16 protein-coding genes are annotated in these 18,176 nt (G+C 69.7%); 8 read left to right on the forward strand and 8 right to left on the reverse strand.

Annotated features, from left to right (window positions below):
- Positions 1-20: 20 nt before the first annotated feature.
- Genes A176_RS27760 through A176_RS27770 form a run of 3 tightly spaced genes read left to right on the forward strand, consistent with a single transcriptional unit; the run spans position 21 to position 2,206 of the window.
- Positions 21-677, forward strand: coding sequence for an AgmX/PglI C-terminal domain-containing protein (locus A176_RS27760; protein WP_002635328.1), 657 nt, complete (start codon positions 21-23; stop codon positions 675-677).
- Between the two features lie 40 nt (positions 678-717).
- Positions 718-1,554 carry a GNAT family N-acetyltransferase gene (locus A176_RS27765; RefSeq protein WP_002635327.1) on the forward strand — a complete coding sequence of 279 codons (837 nt, stop codon included), beginning with the start codon at positions 718-720 and terminating at the stop codon, positions 1,552-1,554.
- Between the two features lie 28 nt (positions 1,555-1,582).
- Positions 1,583-2,206, forward strand: a complete 624-nt coding sequence (locus tag A176_RS27770; RefSeq protein WP_002635326.1) for a MiaE family protein — start codon at positions 1,583-1,585, stop codon at positions 2,204-2,206.
- 4 nt (positions 2,207-2,210) lie between these two features.
- On the opposite strand, the gene A176_RS27775 is transcribed toward A176_RS27770, so the two are convergent.
- The gene (locus tag A176_RS27775) at positions 2,211-4,070 is read right to left on the reverse strand and encodes an SLC13 family permease (RefSeq protein WP_002635325.1); all 1,860 of its coding nucleotides are present in this window, start codon (positions 4,068-4,070) and stop codon (positions 2,211-2,213) included.
- Positions 4,071-4,280: 210 nt separating this feature from the next.
- On the opposite strand from A176_RS27775, the gene A176_RS27780 reads away from it, so the two are divergent.
- From A176_RS27780 to A176_RS27790, 3 genes are all read left to right on the forward strand, one after another.
- On the forward strand, positions 4,281-6,074 hold the full coding sequence (locus A176_RS27780) for a phosphoenolpyruvate carboxykinase (GTP) (protein WP_002635322.1): 1,794 nt from the start codon (positions 4,281-4,283) through the stop codon (positions 6,072-6,074).
- Positions 6,075-6,217: 143 nt separating this feature from the next.
- On the forward strand, positions 6,218-7,036 hold the full coding sequence (locus A176_RS27785) for a tetratricopeptide repeat protein (RefSeq protein ID WP_044889340.1): 819 nt from the start codon (positions 6,218-6,220) through the stop codon (positions 7,034-7,036).
- Positions 7,036-8,463, forward strand: coding sequence for an ABC transporter substrate-binding protein (locus A176_RS27790; protein WP_002635318.1), 1,428 nt, complete (start codon positions 7,036-7,038; stop codon positions 8,461-8,463). Before A176_RS27785 ends, A176_RS27790 begins: the two co-directional genes overlap by 1 nt.
- Positions 8,464-8,475: 12 nt before the next feature.
- Here the strand turns inward: A176_RS27790 and A176_RS27795 are convergent, their stop codons facing one another.
- The 6 genes from A176_RS27795 to A176_RS27820 form a co-directional block, all read right to left on the reverse strand.
- Complete coding sequence (locus A176_RS27795) at positions 8,476-9,642, reverse strand: pyridoxal phosphate-dependent aminotransferase (protein ID WP_002635316.1); 1,167 nt, start codon at positions 9,640-9,642, stop codon at positions 8,476-8,478.
- A complete protein-coding gene (locus A176_RS27800) occupies positions 9,639-9,917 on the reverse strand; it encodes a hypothetical protein (RefSeq protein ID WP_002635314.1) in 279 nt (92 codons plus the stop codon). Before A176_RS27800 ends, A176_RS27795 begins: the two co-directional genes overlap by 4 nt.
- A 132-nt stretch (positions 9,918-10,049) precedes the next feature.
- Positions 10,050-10,733: a dethiobiotin synthase gene (gene bioD / locus A176_RS27805; protein ID WP_002635312.1), complete on the reverse strand. Its 684-nt coding sequence runs from the start codon at positions 10,731-10,733 to the stop codon at positions 10,050-10,052.
- The gene (bioF, locus tag A176_RS27810; protein WP_002635310.1) at positions 10,726-11,901 is read right to left on the reverse strand and encodes an 8-amino-7-oxononanoate synthase; all 1,176 of its coding nucleotides are present in this window, start codon (positions 11,899-11,901) and stop codon (positions 10,726-10,728) included. Before bioF ends, bioD begins: the two co-directional genes overlap by 8 nt.
- Positions 11,902-11,907: 6 nt before the next feature.
- Positions 11,908-12,945 carry a biotin synthase BioB gene (gene bioB / locus A176_RS27815; protein WP_002635308.1) on the reverse strand — a complete coding sequence of 346 codons (1,038 nt, stop codon included), beginning with the start codon at positions 12,943-12,945 and terminating at the stop codon, positions 11,908-11,910.
- Between the two features lie 139 nt (positions 12,946-13,084).
- Positions 13,085-13,354, reverse strand: a complete 270-nt coding sequence (locus A176_RS27820) for a GlsB/YeaQ/YmgE family stress response membrane protein (protein WP_002635306.1) — start codon at positions 13,352-13,354, stop codon at positions 13,085-13,087.
- A gap of 181 nt (positions 13,355-13,535) precedes the next feature.
- On the opposite strand from A176_RS27820, the gene radA reads away from it, so the two are divergent.
- The gene (radA, locus tag A176_RS27825) at positions 13,536-14,903 is read left to right on the forward strand and encodes a DNA repair protein RadA (RefSeq protein WP_002635305.1); all 1,368 of its coding nucleotides are present in this window, start codon (positions 13,536-13,538) and stop codon (positions 14,901-14,903) included.
- A gap of 435 nt (positions 14,904-15,338) precedes the next feature.
- On the forward strand, positions 15,339-17,513 hold the full coding sequence (locus A176_RS27830) for a glycosyl hydrolase family 18 protein (protein ID WP_002635304.1): 2,175 nt from the start codon (positions 15,339-15,341) through the stop codon (positions 17,511-17,513).
- 56 nt (positions 17,514-17,569) lie between these two features.
- Here the strand turns inward: A176_RS27830 and A176_RS27835 are convergent, their stop codons facing one another.
- Positions 17,570-18,118: a dihydrofolate reductase family protein gene (locus tag A176_RS27835; protein ID WP_002635303.1), complete on the reverse strand. Its 549-nt coding sequence runs from the start codon at positions 18,116-18,118 to the stop codon at positions 17,570-17,572.
- Positions 18,119-18,176 lie beyond the last annotated feature (58 nt).

Consider the following 18,176-nt stretch of genomic DNA (forward strand, 5'->3'; position numbering starts at 1 on the left):
GGCATATCCTCCAGGAGCCCATGTCCGACCGGTCGTCACTCATCCGTTGGCTCGTCATTCCCGGCGTGAGCCTGGGCGTGCTCATCCTGAGCGCGGCCCTCTCCTACTGGCTCACGCGCCCCGTCCACGTCGAGCCACCGCCACCGGAACCTCCGCCTCCTGTCGAAGCGCCCCCCGCCGCGCCCCAGCCCGACGTGCGCGCCATTCCCACGCCGGGCCTGACACCGCCGGACACGACGCCCCCGCCGGTGCTGCCCCCGCCCTCCTTCCCTTCGTCCCAGCGCGTGGTGCCCACGCCGCCTCCACCGTCGGGGGACCCCCGGCGCGTGGTGGAGGTGGAGCCCGTCATCGAGTCCACCTCCGGCCGCATCCACGCGGACGACATCCGCGCCGCCATCCAGGCCGTGACTCCGCTCGTGCAGCAATGTTTCGAGGACGCGGCACAACGCAACCGCGGTCCGCAGACAGTGAAACTGCGCTTCACCGTGGAGGCGGGCCGGGAGGGCGGCGTGATGAGCGCCGGAGAGCTGGTGTCGAGCACCATTCCGGACCCCTTCGTGCAGGCGTGCGCCCTGGACTCGCTGCTGGACGTCCGGTTCCCCGCCCCCTTTGGCGGCGGCAAGGCCCAGGTCGTCTACCCCTTCGAGTTCCGAGTGCCCGGGGACACTGGCCGGTAGGGCCGGGTTTTGCGTAAGGTGGCAAAGCCCCCGACCCTTCATGCCCGTTACCGTCGAACAGCTCGGTCCTCATGACGCGGAAGCCCTCCGGGGGCTGCTGTCCAAGGACCCGGTCCACAACCTCTACCTGCTGGGGTTGTTGGAGGAGTTCGGCATCGCCCCCCAGGGCCGGGTGCCCTTCGCCTTCTACGGCCGCTTCGACGGCAAGGCCCTCACCGCCGCCGTGTTCGTGGGCGGCGAGGGCGGACTCGTGGTGCCCAGCGCGAGCGACGCCACCGCCACCAGCGTCATCGCGGATGCGCTGTCCTCGAACCTGAAGCTGCGCTCCACCGTGGGCGACAAGTCCGCCGTGGACGCGCTCTTGCGCAGCCTGGCCCCGGGCAAGCCCCGCCTGTCGCGCACGCAGCGGCTGTTCAGCGTGTCCGCGGACGACCTGGGCCCCTTCACCAACCCGCTCTTGCGGCTGGCGAAGGAAGAGGACTTGCCCCGGCTGCTGCCGCTGGCCCAGGGCTACGTGCGGGAGGTCCACGAGCGCGACCCGCTGGCCGAGGACCCTCGCTTCTACGAGGCCCGCGTCATCCAGCGCGTGCGCCAGCGCCGCACCTACGTGCTGGAGGAGAACGGCGCGCTGGTGTTCAAGGTGGACATCGGCAGCCGCTCCCAATACGGCGCGGAGCTGGAGGGCCTCTACACGCTGCCCGCCGAGCGCAAGAAGGGCCACGCCCTGCTGTGCCTGGGCCAGATTTCCCGCCACCTGCTGTCCTCGCTGCCGCGCCTCACCCTGCGCATCGACGAGCGGGACGAGAGCACCGCCCGCATCGCCCGCAAGGTCGGCTACCTGGCCGGACGGACGTGGCGGCTCGTCCTGGTGGACTAGACGACGGCCGCGTACAGTCCGCGCGCGCATGAGCCGTCCCACGCCTTCCCGCCGTCCCCTCTCTGGAGAGGGCCCCGTCATCCTCCACGCCGCCACCGACCCGCGCTGGCTGCCGCTGGCACTCGAGCGGTTCGACGAAGTGCTGGTCGACCATGCCCACTGCGAGAAGAAGGCCGCCGCCAACGCGCTGTCCATGCTCCAGGCGTATCCGGACCTGCCCGGGCTGCCCTCGCAGATGGCCCGGCTGGCCCGCGAGGAGAGCGCCCACCTGGCCCGCGTCCTGGACTTGATGGCGGCGCGGGGCCTCACGCTGACGAAGGACGCCGGAGACCCGTATGCCCAGGGCCTCCAGAAGCTGATTCGCACGCCCGCCACCGAGCGCCGCATGGACCGGCTGCTGGTGGCCGCCGTCATCGAAGCCCGCTCCTGCGAGCGTCTGTCCCTGCTGGCGGAGGGACTCACCGACCCGGCCCTGGCGCGCTTCTACGGCGAGCTGGCGCAGTCCGAGGACGGCCATCAGTCGCTCTTCTACCGGCTGGCCGTCACCGCGGCCGGCGGCGAGGAGGCCGGCGTGAAGGAGCGGCTGGAGTGGATGCTGGAGCGCGAGGCCCAGGTCGTCACGGACGTGGGCCTGCGCGCCGCCATCCACTGACGCGTCACGGCGCGGGCATCAACTGCTGCACCACGGGGCGCCGCTCCACCGGGACCGGGGACGCGCCCTTCTCCAGCGGCCACACCCAGGGCACGGCCACCGTGAGGAGGACCACCAGCAGCGCGGTGAGCGGCGTGCCCAGGCGGAAGAAGTCCGTGAAGCGGTAGTGCCCGGGCCCGTAGACGAGCACGCAGCTAGGCTCCAGTGGGGTGATGAACGAGCAGCTCGCCGCCAGCGTCACCGCGATGGCGAAGGGCCGCGCGTCCACGCCGAGTTGCTGCGCGGCGTTGAGTGCCACCGGCAGCACCACCAGCGCCGCGGCCTGGTTGCTCATGGGCGCCGACAGGACGATGGTCAGCACCATCAGCAGCACCATCACCATCCGCGGGCCGCCGTACGTGCCCAGCCGGGCCACGTGGTCGCCGAGGAACGCGCCCGCGCCGCTCACCTCCATGGCCAGGCCCAGCGCCATCATGGAGCCGATGAGCAGCACCACGCGCCAGTCCACCCGGAACGCGCTGCGCGGGTCCACGCAGCCGGTGGCGATCATCAGCAGCATGCCCGTGAGGCCCGCCACCGACAGCGGCACCACGCCCAGCGAGCCCACCAACAGCGCGCCCAGGAAGAGCACCACCGCCAGCAGCGCCTTGCCGTAGCGCGGCGGCTGGTAGTCGTGGCCTCCGAGCACCGTCAGGGTGCCGCCCCGCGCCAGCTCATCCACCTTGCTCCGCGCCCCGCGCAGGAGCAGCACGTCGCCCACCGACAGCGGCAACATGGACATGGAGCGCTCCCCGAAGGTGCGCCCCAACAGTTGAAGCTTGGTGACGCGCTGGATGGCGGGCTTGCGGTGCAGGGCCAGCGCCACCATGCCGTAGCGCTCCACGAAGAGCGTCTCCTTCAGGCTGCGTCCCACCAACGGACTGCCAGGCGGCACGCTGGCCTCGATGAGGATGGAGTCCTTTTCGCGCAGCTCCTCGTCGGACAGGCGCACGTCCGGGCGGATTTCGATGCCGCGCAGGTCCTTCACCCGCAGAATCGCCTCGCGGTTGCCCTCGATGAGCAGCCGCTCGTCGCCGCGCAGCCGGTGGCTCGGCACCGCGGGCAGGGCCCCACCGTCGCGGATGATGCCGATGACGCGCAGCCCCAGCCCCTCCGAGATGTCCCCCAACTCCTTGCCCACGTAGCGCGAGTCCGGCGGCAGCACCGCCTCCGTGAGGTAGTCGCGCAGCGTCCAGTCCTCCATCGCGCCCCTCCCCTCCCGCGACGGCAGGAGGAGCGGCCCCAGCAGCACCACCACCAGGATGCCGACGATGGCCAGCGGCAGCCCCACCGGCGCCAGCTCCGCCACGCCGATGCCCGGCATGCCCAAGCGCTGCAAGGCGGCGGACATCACCAGGTTGGTGGACGTGCCGTAGAGGAAAACCATCCCGCCCAGCATCGACGCGTACGCCAGCGGCAACAGCACCTTGCTCTTGGGCACCTTGGCCCGCTGCGCCGCGCCAATGGCCACCGGCAGGAAGGCCGCCGTCGTCACCGTGTTGGAGATGACAGAGGAGAACGCCGCCACCGCCACCATCATCGCCATCACGAACGTCTGGTGGCCGAAGCGCGCGAAGAAGGACAGCCGTTGACCCACCAACTGAACCACGCCCGTCGACGCGAGCCCCTGGGTCATCGCCAACAGCGTGAAGATGAAGATGACGGTGTCGTTGCTGAACCCCTCGAAGGCCTGCGCCGGCGTGAGCACGCCGGTCAGCGCCAGCAGGCACACCACCACGAGCGAGCTCACCTCGATGGGGAGCGAATCGAACGAAAACAGCACCAGCGCGACAACAACGACACCCAGGACGATGGCGATGGTCATAAGGCCCGCCCCAAGCTGTATTCGCTGGGCTGATAAGGCGAGTCCCGTGGCGCAGTGCGCCGTCCACTACTGAATGCCCGGCCTCTGATAAGTGGAATTAGGACCGGCCTGTTCGGTACCAAGGTGAGTGACCGGTCGCGGGTTGCATTTGCGCCCCCCTTCCAGAACGTTTGGGGCCTGTCTCCAGACATGAACCACAAGGACGAATCCATGGCTTCGACGCAAGTTGCGGCGGAGGGCCAGCAGGCCCCCACGAAAAACCCCACGCTCCTCGCCTGGGTGGCCAAGATGGCCGAGATGACCCAGCCGGACCGCATCGTCTGGTGCGATGGTTCCGAGGCCGAGAAGAAGCGGCTGACGGACCAGGCGGTGCAGGAGGGCATCCTCATCCCGCTGAACCCGGAGAAGCGCCCCAACAGCTACCTCCACCGCTCCAACCCGAACGACGTGGCGCGCGTGGAGCACCTCACGTTCATCTGTACGCCGAACAAGACGGACGCGGGCCCGACGAACAACTGGATGGAGCCCGAGGCCGCGTACACCAAGCTGGGCAACCTGTTCAGCGGGTGCATGAAGGGCCGCACCATGTACGTGGTGCCGTACGCGATGGGTCCCATCGGCAGCCCCTTCACCAAGCTGGGCGTGGAGCTCACCGACAGCGTCTACGTCGTGCTGAACATGCGCATCATGGCGCGCATGGGGAAGCAGGCGCTGGACATGCTGGGTGACAGCGACGACTTCAACCGCGGCCTGCACAGCACCGGCGACGTGGACCCCGACCGCCGCTACATCTGCCACTTCCCCCAGGACAACACCATCTGGAGCTTCGGCTCCGGCTACGGCGGCAACGTGCTGCTGGGCAAGAAGTGCCTCGCCCTGCGCATTGGCAGCTACCTGGGCCGCGAGGAAGGCTGGATGGCCGAGCACATGCTCATCCTCGGCGTCACCAGCCCCAAGGGCGAGACGACGTACGTCGCCGCCGCCTTCCCGTCCGCGTGTGGCAAGACGAACTTCGCGATGATGATTCCGCCCCCCGAGTACAAGGGCTGGAAGATTGAAACCGTCGGTGACGACATCGCGTGGATGCACCCCGGTCCGGATGGCCGCCTGTACGCCATCAACCCGGAGGCCGGTTACTTCGGCGTGGTGCCCGGCACCAACTACAAGACGAACCCCAACGCCATGGAGTCCATCTCCAAGGACACCATCTTCACCAACGTGGCCATGACGGCCGACGGCGACGTGTGGTGGGAGGGCAAGGACGGCGAGGTCCCCGACGAGCTCACCGACTGGCAGGGCCGCCCCTGGAAGAAGGGCAGCACGGAGAAGGCGGCGCACCCGAACAGCCGCTTCACCGCGCCCATGTCCAACAACCCGGCGCTGAGCCCCAAGGCCAATGATCCGACGGGCGTGCCCATCTCCGCGCTCATCTTCGGCGGCCGCCGCTCCAACACCGTCCCGCTGGTGCTCCAGGCCTTCAACTGGACCCACGGCGTGTTCCTGGGCGCCACCATGGGCAGCGAGACGACGGCCGCCGCCACCGGCAAGGTCGGCGTCGTGCGCCGCGACCCCATGGCCATGCTGCCCTTCTGCGGCTACCACATGGGCGACTACCTCCAGCACTGGCTGGACATGCAGAAGCACATCGCGCAGCTCCCCAAGATCTTCCAGGTCAACTGGTTCCGCCAGGACAAGAACGGCAAGTTCATGTGGCCGGGCTTCGGCGAGAACATGCGCGTGCTCGAGTGGATCGTGAACCGCGTCCACGGCCGCGTCCCCACCCAGGAGACGCTGCTGGGCTGGGTGCCGCGCGCCGACGAGGGCCTCAACCTCAAGGGCCTGGACCTCGGCTCCGAGGTGGTGACGGAAGTCACGTCCATCAAGGAGGACGAGTGGAAGTCGGAGCTCAAGAGCCAGGAGGTGTTCTTCGAGCAGCTCGGCACCAAGGCGCCCGACGCCCTCATGCTCCAGCGCAAGCTGCTGATGGCGCGCCTGGACCACTGAGTCCCAGGACGCCTGTAGCACCCTGAATCACCGAAAGGCCGCTTCCCGCTCATACGCAGAGCGGGGGCGGCCTTCCGCGTTTTCACAGGAAGTAAAAGTCAGCTCTTCGACCTTCCGGCTTCTCCGCGCTAGGCTCTCAGGTCATGAGACTGGCTTTCGTGTTGTCGGTGATTCTCGCGCTGGCGCCGCCTGTGGCGTTTGCGCAACGCGGGAAAAATGCAGCGGCCCTCATCAAGGAGGGCGAGCGCTTGTATCAGGCAGGCAAGTACCAGGAGGCCGCGGAAGCGCTGAAGAAGGCGCACGAGGCCCAGCCCCACTCGCGGCTCATCTACAACATCGCCATCTCCCTGGAGAACGCGGGTGAGCTGCGCGAGGCCGTGAGCTGGTACCAGCAATACGTCGGCGCCACCGACGGCACGGACCCCACGCTGCTCAAGCGCAGCTCGCGCAGCATCGACCGGCTGCGGGTGCTCATCGACAAGGAAGACCAGGCCTCGGCCTCGGCCAACGCCGAGCGTCAGCGGCTGCAGGATGAAGCGGACGCCGCGCGCAAGCAGGCGGAGGAAGAGCAGCTCGCGGCCCGCCGCGCCGAGGACGAGAGCCGGCGTCAGCAGGAGGCGGAGCTGCAGCGCGCGCTGACGTCCTACAAGCGCCAGCGCATTGGCGCCTTCGCCGCGGGCGGCGTGGGCGTGGCGGGCGTGGTGGCGGGTGTGCTGTTCGGCATGCAGGCGCGCGACGCGCGCGAGCAGTTCGACGGCGCCACCCGGGTGGAGACCAAGGAGGAGTTCGCCGACAAGACGCGCAGCCGCGCGCTGCTGGCGGACATCGGCTTCGGCGTGGGTCTGGCCGGTGCCATCACCGCCATCATCCTCTATCCGAAGGAAGGCCCCCCGGTCGCGGGCGAGGTTCGAGTCACGATGGCGCCCAAGGGCGCGGGTGCGGGAATGGCGGTGAGCTTCTGATGCGCGCGCTAGGACTGTTGATGACGGGGAGCACCCTGCTGATGGCCGGGTGCAGCTTCACCACCGCGAGCGGACTGACCGAGTGCGAGACGTCCTCGGACTGCGCCACCGCGCAGGTGTGCAACGCGGGCTACTGCCTGCCTCAGCCGGAGGGGTGTGGCGAAATCTATGGCCCCGCCTCCTCGAGCAACGCCATCGCCCTGGGCGCCGCGGTGCCGCTCAGCACCGCCGACGGCCCGGACGAGTCCGAGGTGCAGGCCATCAACGCCATCAAGCTGGCCCTCGACGAGGTGAACCAGCGCGAGGGCGTCAACGGCCGGCCCTTCGTGCTCCACATCTGCGACACGCGCTCCGAGCCGAACCGGGCCGCCGGGCAGGCGCAGTGGCTGATTGACGAGCGCAAGGTGCAGATGATCTTCACCTCCAGCAGCGCCCAGGCGCTCGCGGTGTCGTCGCTCACCGTGCCCGCTGGCGTGCTGATGATTACCTACAGCGGCACCAGCCCGGACATCGCCAACATCAACGACCAGAACGGCACGGACGCCGGCCTGGTGTGGCGGACGGCGCCCTCCGACGTGCTCCAGGGCCGCATCATCGCCGACCTGCTCCAGAACCGCATCGCGGTGACGGGCGCCACGCCCTTCGCGGACATCTCCCGCCTGGGCATCAGCTACGTGAACGATGCCTACGGCCAGGGCCTGTTCGCGGTCACGCTCGGCCGCATCGACTCCACCCTGCGCAGCGTGACGTCCGCGCAGTACGCGCGCAACAGCACCGACTTCGCCAACGTGGTGCGGCACATCACCCAGGATCAGCCGGACGTCGAGGTCCTCATCGGCTTCTCCGAGGACAACGCGCGCATCATCAACCAGACCATCTCCGGAGGCCGGACCAGCCAGCGCTGGTTCTTCACCGACGCGGGCAAGGACCGGGGCCTCTTCACCGCCCTGGGCGCCAACGCGCAGTACGTGGAAGGCTCCTACGGCACCGCGCCCGCCCAGGCCCGTCCGGACCTCGTCTACCGGCTGTTCGCCCAGCGCTTCCAGTCCGCCTACCAGACGGACCCGGGGCAGTACTCGTTCACCGCGCACGCGTATGACGCCATGTACCTGGTGGCGCTCGGCGCCGCGTACGCCGCCGGTCCCGACGTCAACAACCCGCAGCCCATCACCGGCGCGCGCATGGCGGACGGCCTGGCACGCGTGACGCCGGCTCCGGGAGAAACCGCGCCCGCGTTCAACCTGGGCACGGAGGGCTTCGGCGGTGCCCGCGAGGCCATCCGCAACGGGACCATCATCGACGTGACGGGCGCCAGCGGAAACCTGAACTTCAACGCCTCCGGCGAGGCGCCGTCCGAGTACGAACTCTTCCGCGTGACGAGCAACGGCTTCGAGACGATTCAGCTCATCACCCCGCCCACGCAGTGACGTGAGGGGCCCTCAGGGCCCCAGCGTCCGCGCGAGCACCTCGACGGCGGCGGCGAACACCTCGGGCTGTGGCAGCAGCGACAGCACGAGGAAGGCGCCGCCGCCGAAGTCGTAGAAGTAGCCCGGCTGCACCGCCACGCCCGCGTCCAGCAGGGCCAGGCAGGTGGCCTCCTCGCCGGGCTGCCTCGGAATCCGCAGCACCGCGCTCCACCCGCCCTCCGCCGGCACCACGTCCCACGGTGCGCCCACGGGCCGGGCCGCGAGCAGGCGCTGGCGGTTGCCCCTCACCCGCTCCAGCACCGCCGCCTGGAAGCGCGGCGCATGCGCCAACAGCCCTGGCAGGGCGCGCTGCACGGGCGTGCCCACGGGGAGGACGGCGTCCGCCAGCCACTCCAGCCGGGCCAGCGCCTCGTCACGGAGGTGCGCGGGCCCGCCCACGTGCGTCCACGCCAGCTTGAGGCCGGGCAGCCCCGCGGACTTGGACAGGCCCCCGAGCGCGAAGGTGAGCATGGGCAAATCGCGCCCCGCCACCGTCTCCACGCGCCCCTGCCCCGCGTCCCACGCGAAGGGCGAGAAGACCTCGTCGCAGACGAGCGGCAACCTCCGACGCGCGCAGACGTCCGCCAGCGCGGCCAGCTCGCCTTCGTGCAGGAAGTGGCCGGTGGGGTTGCCGGGGTTCACCACCAGCACCGCGCGGGTGCGGTCGTCCACCGCGTCGCCCACGGCGTCCGCGTCCAGGCCGAAGCCGTGGGCCCGCGGCAAGGGGTAGGAGCGCGTCTGGACGCCTTCCAGGCGCGCGAGGTGCTCGAAGAGGGGGTAACAGGGGGCCGGGACGAGCACGTTGTCCCCGGGCTCGCACAGGAGCTTGAAGAGCCAGCCGTAGGCCTCGCTGGTGCTGGAGGTCAGCAGCAGGTGCTCGGCGGCCACCCGGGCGCCCCGCGCGGCGAAGTCCGCCACCAGCGCCTGGCGCGCGGTGACGAGACCTTGAGGCTCGGGTTCGTAGGTGAAGGCGCCGTCGGAGGCCAGCAGGGCCGCGTCCGGCGTGGGCAACCCCACACGCGTGGGGTTGGATTCCGTGAGGTCCCGGAGGGGACGGCCGCTGGCGCGGTGCCGTTCGAGCGCCAGCGCCAGCGGGTTGGGTGTCCGAGCGAAGTCCGTCCGCGCGGAGAAACGACTCACAGGCCCGTTTGCAGCATGGCGTTCGCGACACGACGAATCAGGTCGCGGCGAACCTCCTTGCGGCAGTGCTCGATGGCCTTGTCGTGGGGTCGGGGAAGTTGAGGGTCGCGCGCGCGCAGAGCGGTCCGGAGCACGAGCTCCACCTTGGTGGGCTCGATGTGAAAGAGCCGAGGCCCCTCCTTTTGCAGGAAGTAGGAAAGCCCCCTCTGGTCCATGAGCTTCTTGTACAGCCGCCGGACGTCCGCGAGGAACGTGAGATCGATGATGTCCGCCATTCGTGAGGCGTTCTCGCGCGGAAAAAACGGCACGTCCATTTCACGGCCGCATGTCCCGAAAACTTGCGCGACCTGTAGCACTGGCCCTCGGAAGGAAACGCGCCGGAGGCCGATTTTCCGGCCTCCGCGCGTTCAGGGCAGCAGCGGCCGCAGCGCGCGGCGGAACGCGGCGTGGCGCCGCCGCGCATCGGGCAGGAAGGGCACCGGTCCCAACACCGGGACGCCGTGACGCGCCTCCAGGATGCGCCGGTTGTCTCGCTCCGAAACATCCTTCGCGGACGTCCCGCGCGACAGCAGCACGGCGCGCACGGCAATGCGGCGCGCGGCCAACGCCTGGAGCGACAGCGCGGTGTGGTTGAGCGTGCCCAGCCCCGCGCGCGCCACCAGCAGCACGGGCAGGCGCAAGGTGGCGATGAGGTCGATGATGTCGTGCTTCGAATCCAGCGGCACGAACAAGCCCCCTGCCCCCTCCACCACCGCGGTGCCGCCGCGCAGCCGCCGCCACGCGGCCAGCGTGACGTCCCAGTCGGGCTCGCGGCCCAGGCGGCTGGCGGCCACGCCCGGCGCCACGGGCAGGCGGAACCGGTGGGGACATACGGCGTCCACGCTCAGCGAGCTGCCCGCCGCCTCCCGCAGGGCCAGCGCGTCCGCGGGCGCGCGCAGGGAGGCGCAGCCGCTCTCGTAGGGCTTGAAGCCCTCCGGCCGCAGCCCCGCGTCCGCCAGCAGCGACAAGAGCGCGCACGACGCCTGCGTCTTCCCCACGCCCGTGTCCGTGCCGGTGACGAAAATCTGGAACGGCTTGCGCGTGTCAGCCACGGTGGACTCCCACGCCGCGCAGCGCCTCCAGCGCCAGGTCCACGTGGCCCACGGTGTGGGACGCGGACAGGCAGAAGCGCAGGCGGCTGGTGCCCTCCGGAACGGTGGGCGGACGGATGGCCTTCACCAACACCCCCGCCTCGCGCAGGCGCCTCGCGGCGTCCAGGGCACGCTCGGGCTCGCCGAGGATGACGGGGAACACGGCGCTGCGCGGCTCGGCCTGCAAGCCCAGGCTCCGCAGGCCCTCCGCGAAGCGGCGGATGTTGCGCCACAGCCGCTCCCGCAGCGGCGGGTCCCCTTCCACCGCGTCCACGGCGGCCTCGGCGGCGGCGCACAGGTGCGCGGGCAACGCCGTGGAGAACACGAAGGGCCGCGCCCGCGACACCAACAGGTCCGCCACCGCGCGCGAGGTGGCCACGTACGCCCCCATGACGCCCAGGGCCTTGCTCAAGGTCCCCATGCGCAGGTCCACCGCGTCCTCCAGGCCCAGCTCGTCGCAGAGGCCCGCGCCCCGCGCGCCCAGCACGCCGGTGGCATGCGCCTCGTCCACCATCAGCGCGGCGCCGTGGGCACGGCACGCGGCGACGATGTCGCGCAGCGGCGCGGTGTCTCCATCCATGGAGAAGACGGTGTCCGTCACCACCAGCTTGCGCCGGGCGGGGGTCTCCGCGAGCGCGCGCTCCAGCGCCTCCACGTCCGCGTGGGGATAGACGCAGACGCGGGCGCGGGACAGGCGGCAGCCATCCACGAGCGAGGCGTGGTTGAGCGCGTCGGAGAAGACAGAGTCTCCGGGCCCCACCAGCGCGGGGATGATGCCGGTGTTCGCGGCATAGCCGCTGTTGAACAGGCGCACGGCCTCGGCGCGCTCGAAGGCGGCCAGGCGGGCCTCCAGCCGATGGTGCGCGGCGGTGTCTCCCACCACCAAACGACTGGCGCCGGTGCCCACACCGTAGCGCTCCACCGCCGCCAGGGCCGCGGCGCGCACGGTGGGCGACGAGGCCAGTCCCAGGTAGTCGTTGGACGAGAAGTTGACGAGCGTCTCGCCCCCCACGCGGACCACGGGCCCCTGGGGTGAATCCAGGGGCTCCAGGTACCGGCGCAGACCGCGCTCGGACAGGGCCTCCAAATCCTCCCGGGCCCACGCCGCCGCGACGGTGTCATCAGTCACGATGAATCAACCTTCCTGACGCGGCTCCAGGGGGCGGATGCCCGCCTTCTCCAACAGGGCCATGTCCTGGGTGTACTCCGGGTTGCCGGTGGTGAGCAGCTTCTCGCCGAAGAAGAGCGAGTTGGCGCCCGCCATCATGCACAGAAGCTGCGCCTCTTCGTTCATCTGCTGCCGGCCCGCGGACAGGCGCACCATGGACTGCGGCATCAGGATGCGCGCCGTGGCGATGGTCCGCACCATGTCCACCGTCTCCACGCGCTGCTGCTCCTGGAGCGGCGTGCCCTCCACCGCCACCAGCGCGTTGATGGGCACCGACTCCGGGTGGTGCTCCTGGTTGGACAGCGTGCGCAGCAGGTTGCAGCGGTCCTCCACCGACTCGCCCATGCCGATGATGCCGCCGCAGCACACGGAGATGCCGGCGTCACGCACGCGGTTGAGGGTGCGCAGGCGGTCCTCGAACGTCCGGGTGGAGATGATGTCGCCGTAGTGCTCGGGCGAGGTGTCCAGGTTGTGGTTGTAGGCGGACAGGCCGGCCTCGCGCAGGCGCTTCGCCTGGCTGTCGGAGAGCATGCCCAACGTGGCGCACGCCTCCATGCCCAGCGCGCGCACGCCGCGCACCATCTCCAGCACACTGTCGAATTGCGGACCGTCCTTCACCTCACGCCATGCGGCGCCCATGCAGAAACGGGTGGCTCCGGCGGCGCGGGCCTTGGACGCGGCGTCCAGCACCTCCGGCACCGCCATCAGCTTCTCCGCCTTGACGCCCGTCTTGTAGCGCGCGGCCTGCGGGCAGTAGGAGCAGTCCTCCGGGCAGCCACCCGTCTTGATGGACAGCAGCGAACAGAGCTGCACCTTGTTGTCCACGAACACCGCCCGGTGGACCGTCTGCGCCCGGTGCACCAGGTCCAGCAGCGGCAGCTCGTAGAGCGCCTTCACCTCGGCCAGGGACCAGTCGTGACGCACGTCCACGCCCGAGGGCGGCGGCGCGGCGACATGGGCATGGCCGGAGAAGGACTCGCTGGAGGCGGTGACGGTGTCGGGCATGGGCTCCTCTACGGACGAATGAGGGCCCGAACGTGCGCGGACCCCGGAAAGTTGTCAACGCCTGCGAGCAGACAGGTTGACGACTTTCCAGGGCCCATCTCCCCTTGGGAGGGGTCAGCGCGTCAGACGACGCGCGGCACTAGACGTGGACGCGGCGTCCCCTGCCCGCCAGGCCGACGAGGAACAGCACCAGGAGTGCGCCCAGGACGGAGAAGAGAAGACCCGTCGGGTGCAGATCGAACACACGGCCGTCACTGCGGAACAGCGACGAGATAAAGCCGCCCACGAAGGAGCCGGCGATACCCAGCAGCGTCGTGGCAAGCAGTCCCATGGACTGGTTGCCCGGCATGAGCGCGCGGGCAATGAGACCCGCCAGAAGGCCGATGACCAGGAACGCGATAATCCCCATGACTACCTCCCTTGATTGGTTAGCGGCGCAGGGTGCGTCGCCCACTGGGAGCAAACCTGGGCTGCCCCACCCCTTCGTACAACTTGGCGTGATGGGCTTGACATGACGCCTGCCTGCTCTGCGGTCATGCCTGCCTGTAAGGCCGCAAAAACGTCAGGGTTCCGCGCTATTCACCCAACCCATGGCGAAGGCGAAGACGCACTACACCTGTCAGGCGTGTGGGTACAAAACGGCGAAGTGGCTCGGGAAGTGCCCGGACTGTGGCGCGTGGAGCTCCCTGCTGGAGGAGAGCGACCCGAAGTCGGATGACCGGCGTCCGGCGTGGGGGGCCTCGGGTGGCGCGGCGCGGCCCACGCTGCTGAAGGACGTGAGCGGCGAGACGGAGACGCGGCGCCGCACGGGCATCGCCGAGTTCGACCGGGTGCTGGGCGGCGGCGTGGTGGGCGGCTCCCTCGTGTTGCTGGGGGGTGACCCCGGTATCGGCAAGTCCACGCTGCTGCTGGCCGCGCTGGACAAGCTGGCGCGTCACGGACCGGTGCTCTACGTCTCCGGTGAAGAGAGCCTGCGGCAGACGAAGATGCGCGCCGAGCGGCTCCGCGTGACGGGCGACTCCATCCACCTGTTCGCGGAGACGGACGCGGAGCGGGTGCTGACCGCGGCGGAGGCGCTGAAGCCGCAGGCGCTGGTGGTGGACTCCATCCAGACCATGTACCTGCCGGAGCTGGGCAACGCGCCGGGCAGCATCACCCAGGTGCGCGAGGTGGCGGGCCGGCTGATGGCCTACGCGAAGCGCTCGGGCGTGCCGACGTTCCTCGTGGGCCACGTGACGAAGGAAGGCTCCATCGCGGGCCCGCGCGTGCTGGAGCACATGGTGGACACGGTCCTCTACTTCGAGGGCGAGCGTGGCCACCCGTTCCGCATCCTGCGCGCGCACAAGAACCGCTTCGGCTCCACGAACGAGATTGGCGTCTTCGAGATGAAGGGCGCGGGGCTCGCGGAGGTGCCGGACCCGTCCGCGCTGTTCCTGTCGGAGCGGCCGGTGGGCAAGTCGGGCAGCGTCGTGACCAGCACGCTCAACGGCACGCGCCCGCTGCTGGTGGAGGTGCAGGCGCTGGTGGCGCCCACGGGTTACGGCACCGCACGGCGCACGGCCATTGGCGTGGACGGCAACCGCGTGGCGCTGCTGGCCGCGGTGCTGGAGAAGAAGGAGGAGATTCCGCTGGTGGGCTGCGACCTGTTCGTCAACGTGGCGGGCGGCATGCAGCTCACGGAGCCGGCATGTGACCTCGCGGTGTGCGCGGCGTTGGTGAGCAGCCTGCAGAACCGGCCGTTGGACCCGAAGACGCTGGTGATTGGCGAAGTGGGCCTCGCGGGAGAGGTGCGCGCGGTGGGGCAAGTGGAGCCCCGGCTGGCGGAAGCCGCGAAGATGGGCTTCCAGCGCGTGGTGATGCCCGCGGGCAGCGCGCGGCGGCTGGAGGACGCGGGCCCGAAGATGAAGGTCGTCGGCGTGGAGACGCTCGGCGACGCGCTGGTCGCGATGTTCGACTGAGTCGGCCACACTGCGGTCCATGAAGCAGCTCCCTGTGTCACAACACAGGGAGCGAGCCCCGGCAGCGATTCCACCGCGGGCCTGGACCACCATGTCTCTGAATGATTCCACGAAGAGAGATGGCATCCAGGGTACCAAGGCCTCGCTCATGACAAAGGCTTCGCGCGGCGCTGCCTGCAACCGGCATCTCGTCGAGTGAACAGGCTTGGTTCACTCGGCCATCGGACGCACGCACCGCTGGCTGCTCCACGTCCCGACATACTGGCGAAGTACTGAAACACCGCACCCCATGGCTTGAAAGCCGATGCCTGCACGCGGTGTCTCTGCGCACAGACAGCCAGGGTTCTGAGCGCCCGCCACTCCAGGTGGGCCCAGACGAGATGGCGCCGGGCCCACGAGGCCGCGCCTGTTCTCACCCCTGGCCACGGGAGCGCCATGAAAAGACACTTCACGTGGTTCATGTTGGCAGTCGGTGTTCATCTCAGTGCATGTGGCAATGAATCCATCGCGGAGGGCCTGTCCCCACGGGACTTCGCGCCCGAAGACGCCGCGCCCGTCCATGCGGAAGCCGTGGCGGATGACGCGGCGACGCTCTACGAGGACGCGCTCGGGCCCGGCTGGGTGGACTGGTCCTGGGCCACCCGCAACCTCGCGGCGACTTCCCCCGTGGCCTCGGGCACGCGCGCCATCTCGGTGACGTTCGGCCCGTGGACCGGCCTCTATCTCCACCACACCGGTGTCTCCACCACCGGGCTCGAGTTCATCGAGTTCCAAGTCCACGGCGGCGCCACCACCAACCCCGCCCTCACCGCGTACGCCACCGTGGGCAACCAGGCCCGGCCCACCGTCTCCATCAACCGCTACTGCGACGGCGGCGCCATCAAGGCCGGCGCCTGGACACGCTGCCGCGTCCCCCTCACCGCGCTCAACGTCGCCAACGTCACGATGGACGGCCTCGCCATCCAGGAAGGCGCGGGCCGCAACCTGCCAGTGATGGCGTTCGACAGCCTGCGCCTGGGCTCGTCCACCCTTCCCGCGCCGGGCAACGTGAAGGCCGTGGCCTCCGCGTCGGACGTCTCCCTGACGTGGAACACCGTGAGCGGCGCCACCGGGTACCACGTCTACCGCGCCACCTCGCAGACGGGCACGTACACGAAGCGCACGACGTCACCGCTCACCAACACCACGTACCGTGACGCCGGCCTCACCGCGGGCGCGACGTACTGGTACGCCGTGACGGCGGTGAGCGGCGGCGGCGAGGGCCTCCGCTCCGCGCCCATCTCCGCCACCGTCTCGAATCCGCAGCAACAGGTCGCCATCACGGTGAGCCCCACCAGCGCGTCGCTCGCGCTCGGTGCCTCGCGAGCCTTCGCCGCCACGGTGACGGGCAGCAGCAACACCGGCGTGACGTGGTCCGTGCAGCAGGGCCCCACGGGCGGCACCATCACCAGCAGCGGCCAGTACACGGCGCCTCGGACGGCGGGCACCTACCACGTCATCGCCACCAGCCAGGCCGACACCACGAAGAAGGCGACCGCCACCGTCACCGTGACGGCGACGCAGCCGTCCACGGGCAAGTGGGTGTCCGGCTATTACACCGGCTGGAACGCCGACCTCTATCCCCCGGAGAAGGTGGACTTCACCGCGCTGACGCACATCATCGTCGGCCGCGTCACGCCCAGGCCGGACGGCACGCTGAACACGGCCTTCGACAACAACAACGGTCCGCAAATCGCGCGGACGCTCGCGCAGCGGGCACACGCCGCCGGGCGCAAGGCCATCATCATGGTGGGCGGCGCGGGTGAGCACGCGGGCTGGGTGGCCGCGGCCTCCAACGCGAACCGAGCGAAGTTCGTGCAGAACCTCCTCAACGCCATGGACACCTTCGGCTACGACGGGCTCGACATCGACTGGGAGCCCGTGGAGGCGGCGGACAAGCCGAACCTGCTCGCGCTGGTGAAGGAGCTCCGCGCGGCGCGGCCGAACATGCTGCTCACCTTCCCCATCGGGTGGATCAACAGCAACTTCGCCAGCGACGCGGACCCGTGGTTCGCCAACCTGGCGCCCTACCTGGACCAGATCAACATCATGTCCTACGAGATGATTGGCCCGTGGGACGGCTGGCAGTCCTGGTACACGTCCGCGCTCTACGGTGAGTCCGGCAACCGGCCCACGTCCGTGTCCTCCAGCCTCCAGGGCTGGGCCCGCGCGGGCATCCCCAAGGCGAAGCTGGGCATGGGCATCCCGTTCTACGGCATGGCCTGGCGCAACATCACCGGCCCCTACCAGAACTTCACGAACTGGTCCGACTACGTGGGCAGCGACAACTCGTTCACCTACAGGAAGATTCAGCAGCTCTCCGCGTCCGGAACGTACCGCTGGGACGCGGTGGCCGCGGCCACCTACCTCACCTTCAACACGCCCGTGGAGGACGGCACCGTGCGGTGGATTTCCTACGACGGTCCGCAGGCCATCGCCGCCAAGGGCGCCTACGCGAAGGACCAGGGTTTTGGTGGCACCATCATCTGGACCATCAACCAGGGCTGCACCAACCCCAGCACGGGCGCCAACCCGCTGCTGGACGCCGTGAGGGACTCCTTCCTCCGGTAGCCACGCGAGGGCGCGTGTCCAACGTCACTCGGACACGCGCCCCAGCGGCTCCGCGCCTACGCCGGCTTCGGTATGACGGCGTAGCGCAGCAGCAGCACGCCGTTGCCGTAGACCTTGGTGGACTTCAGCTCCAGGTCCACCACGGTCCGCAGCGACGACACCAGCGGGATGCCCGCGCCGAGAATCAGCGGGTTCACCTTGAGCAGGACCTCGTCAATCAAGCCCTCGGCGAACAGCACCCCCGCGAACGCGCCGCCACCGGACAGGTAGATGTCGCCGCCCTCCTGGGCCTTCAGGCGCCGGACCTCGCCGACCGCGTCGTCCGCCACCAACGTCACCCGAGGATTCGGGCTCTCCTTCATCGTGCGGCTGAAGACGTAGGTGTCCATCTTCGCGTACGGGTCCGTCACGCCTTCCTTGAGGCCGACCTCGTAGGTGCGGCGCCCCATGAGCGCCGTCGTATAGGTCGCCAGCGACGCGATGAAATCCATCACGTGTTCGCTGTCTTCAATGAGCCGCTTCTGCATGAACGCGCCGTACGTGTCGTCCTCGTGGGCGATGAAACCGTCGACGCTGGTGGCAACGTGGTACTTGAGCTTTCGCATACGTGTTCTCCATGCCGCGTGCGCCAAGGGCGCAGGGCATTCGGTTCAGGGAATACGG

Source organism: Myxococcus hansupus (assembly GCF_000280925.3).
GTDB lineage: Bacteria > Myxococcota > Myxococcia > Myxococcales > Myxococcaceae > Myxococcus > Myxococcus hansupus.

What these genes read in the sequence shown, in the direction of transcription:
- A176_RS27760 (WP_002635328.1), top strand. Translation starts at nt 21, where the DNA reads ATGTCCGACCGGTCGTCACTCATCCGTTGGCTCGTCATTCCCGGCGTG.
- A176_RS27765 (WP_002635327.1), top strand. Translation starts at nt 718, where the DNA reads ATGCCCGTTACCGTCGAACAGCTCGGTCCTCATGACGCGGAAGCCCTC.
- A176_RS27770 (WP_002635326.1), top strand. Translation starts at nt 1,583, where the DNA reads ATGAGCCGTCCCACGCCTTCCCGCCGTCCCCTCTCTGGAGAGGGCCCC.
- A176_RS27775 (WP_002635325.1), bottom strand. Translation starts at nt 4,070, where the DNA reads ATGACCATCGCCATCGTCCTGGGTGTCGTTGTTGTCGCGCTGGTGCTG.
- A176_RS27780 (WP_002635322.1), top strand. Translation starts at nt 4,281, where the DNA reads ATGGCTTCGACGCAAGTTGCGGCGGAGGGCCAGCAGGCCCCCACGAAA.
- A176_RS27785 (WP_044889340.1), top strand. Translation starts at nt 6,218, where the DNA reads ATGAGACTGGCTTTCGTGTTGTCGGTGATTCTCGCGCTGGCGCCGCCT.
- A176_RS27790 (WP_002635318.1), top strand. Translation starts at nt 7,036, where the DNA reads ATGCGCGCGCTAGGACTGTTGATGACGGGGAGCACCCTGCTGATGGCC.
- A176_RS27800 (WP_002635314.1), bottom strand. Translation starts at nt 9,917, where the DNA reads ATGGCGGACATCATCGATCTCACGTTCCTCGCGGACGTCCGGCGGCTG.
- bioB (WP_002635308.1), bottom strand. Translation starts at nt 12,945, where the DNA reads ATGCCCGACACCGTCACCGCCTCCAGCGAGTCCTTCTCCGGCCATGCC.
- A176_RS27820 (WP_002635306.1), bottom strand. Translation starts at nt 13,354, where the DNA reads ATGGGGATTATCGCGTTCCTGGTCATCGGCCTTCTGGCGGGTCTCATT.
- radA (WP_002635305.1), top strand. Translation starts at nt 13,536, where the DNA reads ATGGCGAAGGCGAAGACGCACTACACCTGTCAGGCGTGTGGGTACAAA.
- A176_RS27830 (WP_002635304.1), top strand. Translation starts at nt 15,339, where the DNA reads ATGAAAAGACACTTCACGTGGTTCATGTTGGCAGTCGGTGTTCATCTC.
- A176_RS27835 (WP_002635303.1), bottom strand. Translation starts at nt 18,118, where the DNA reads ATGCGAAAGCTCAAGTACCACGTTGCCACCAGCGTCGACGGTTTCATC.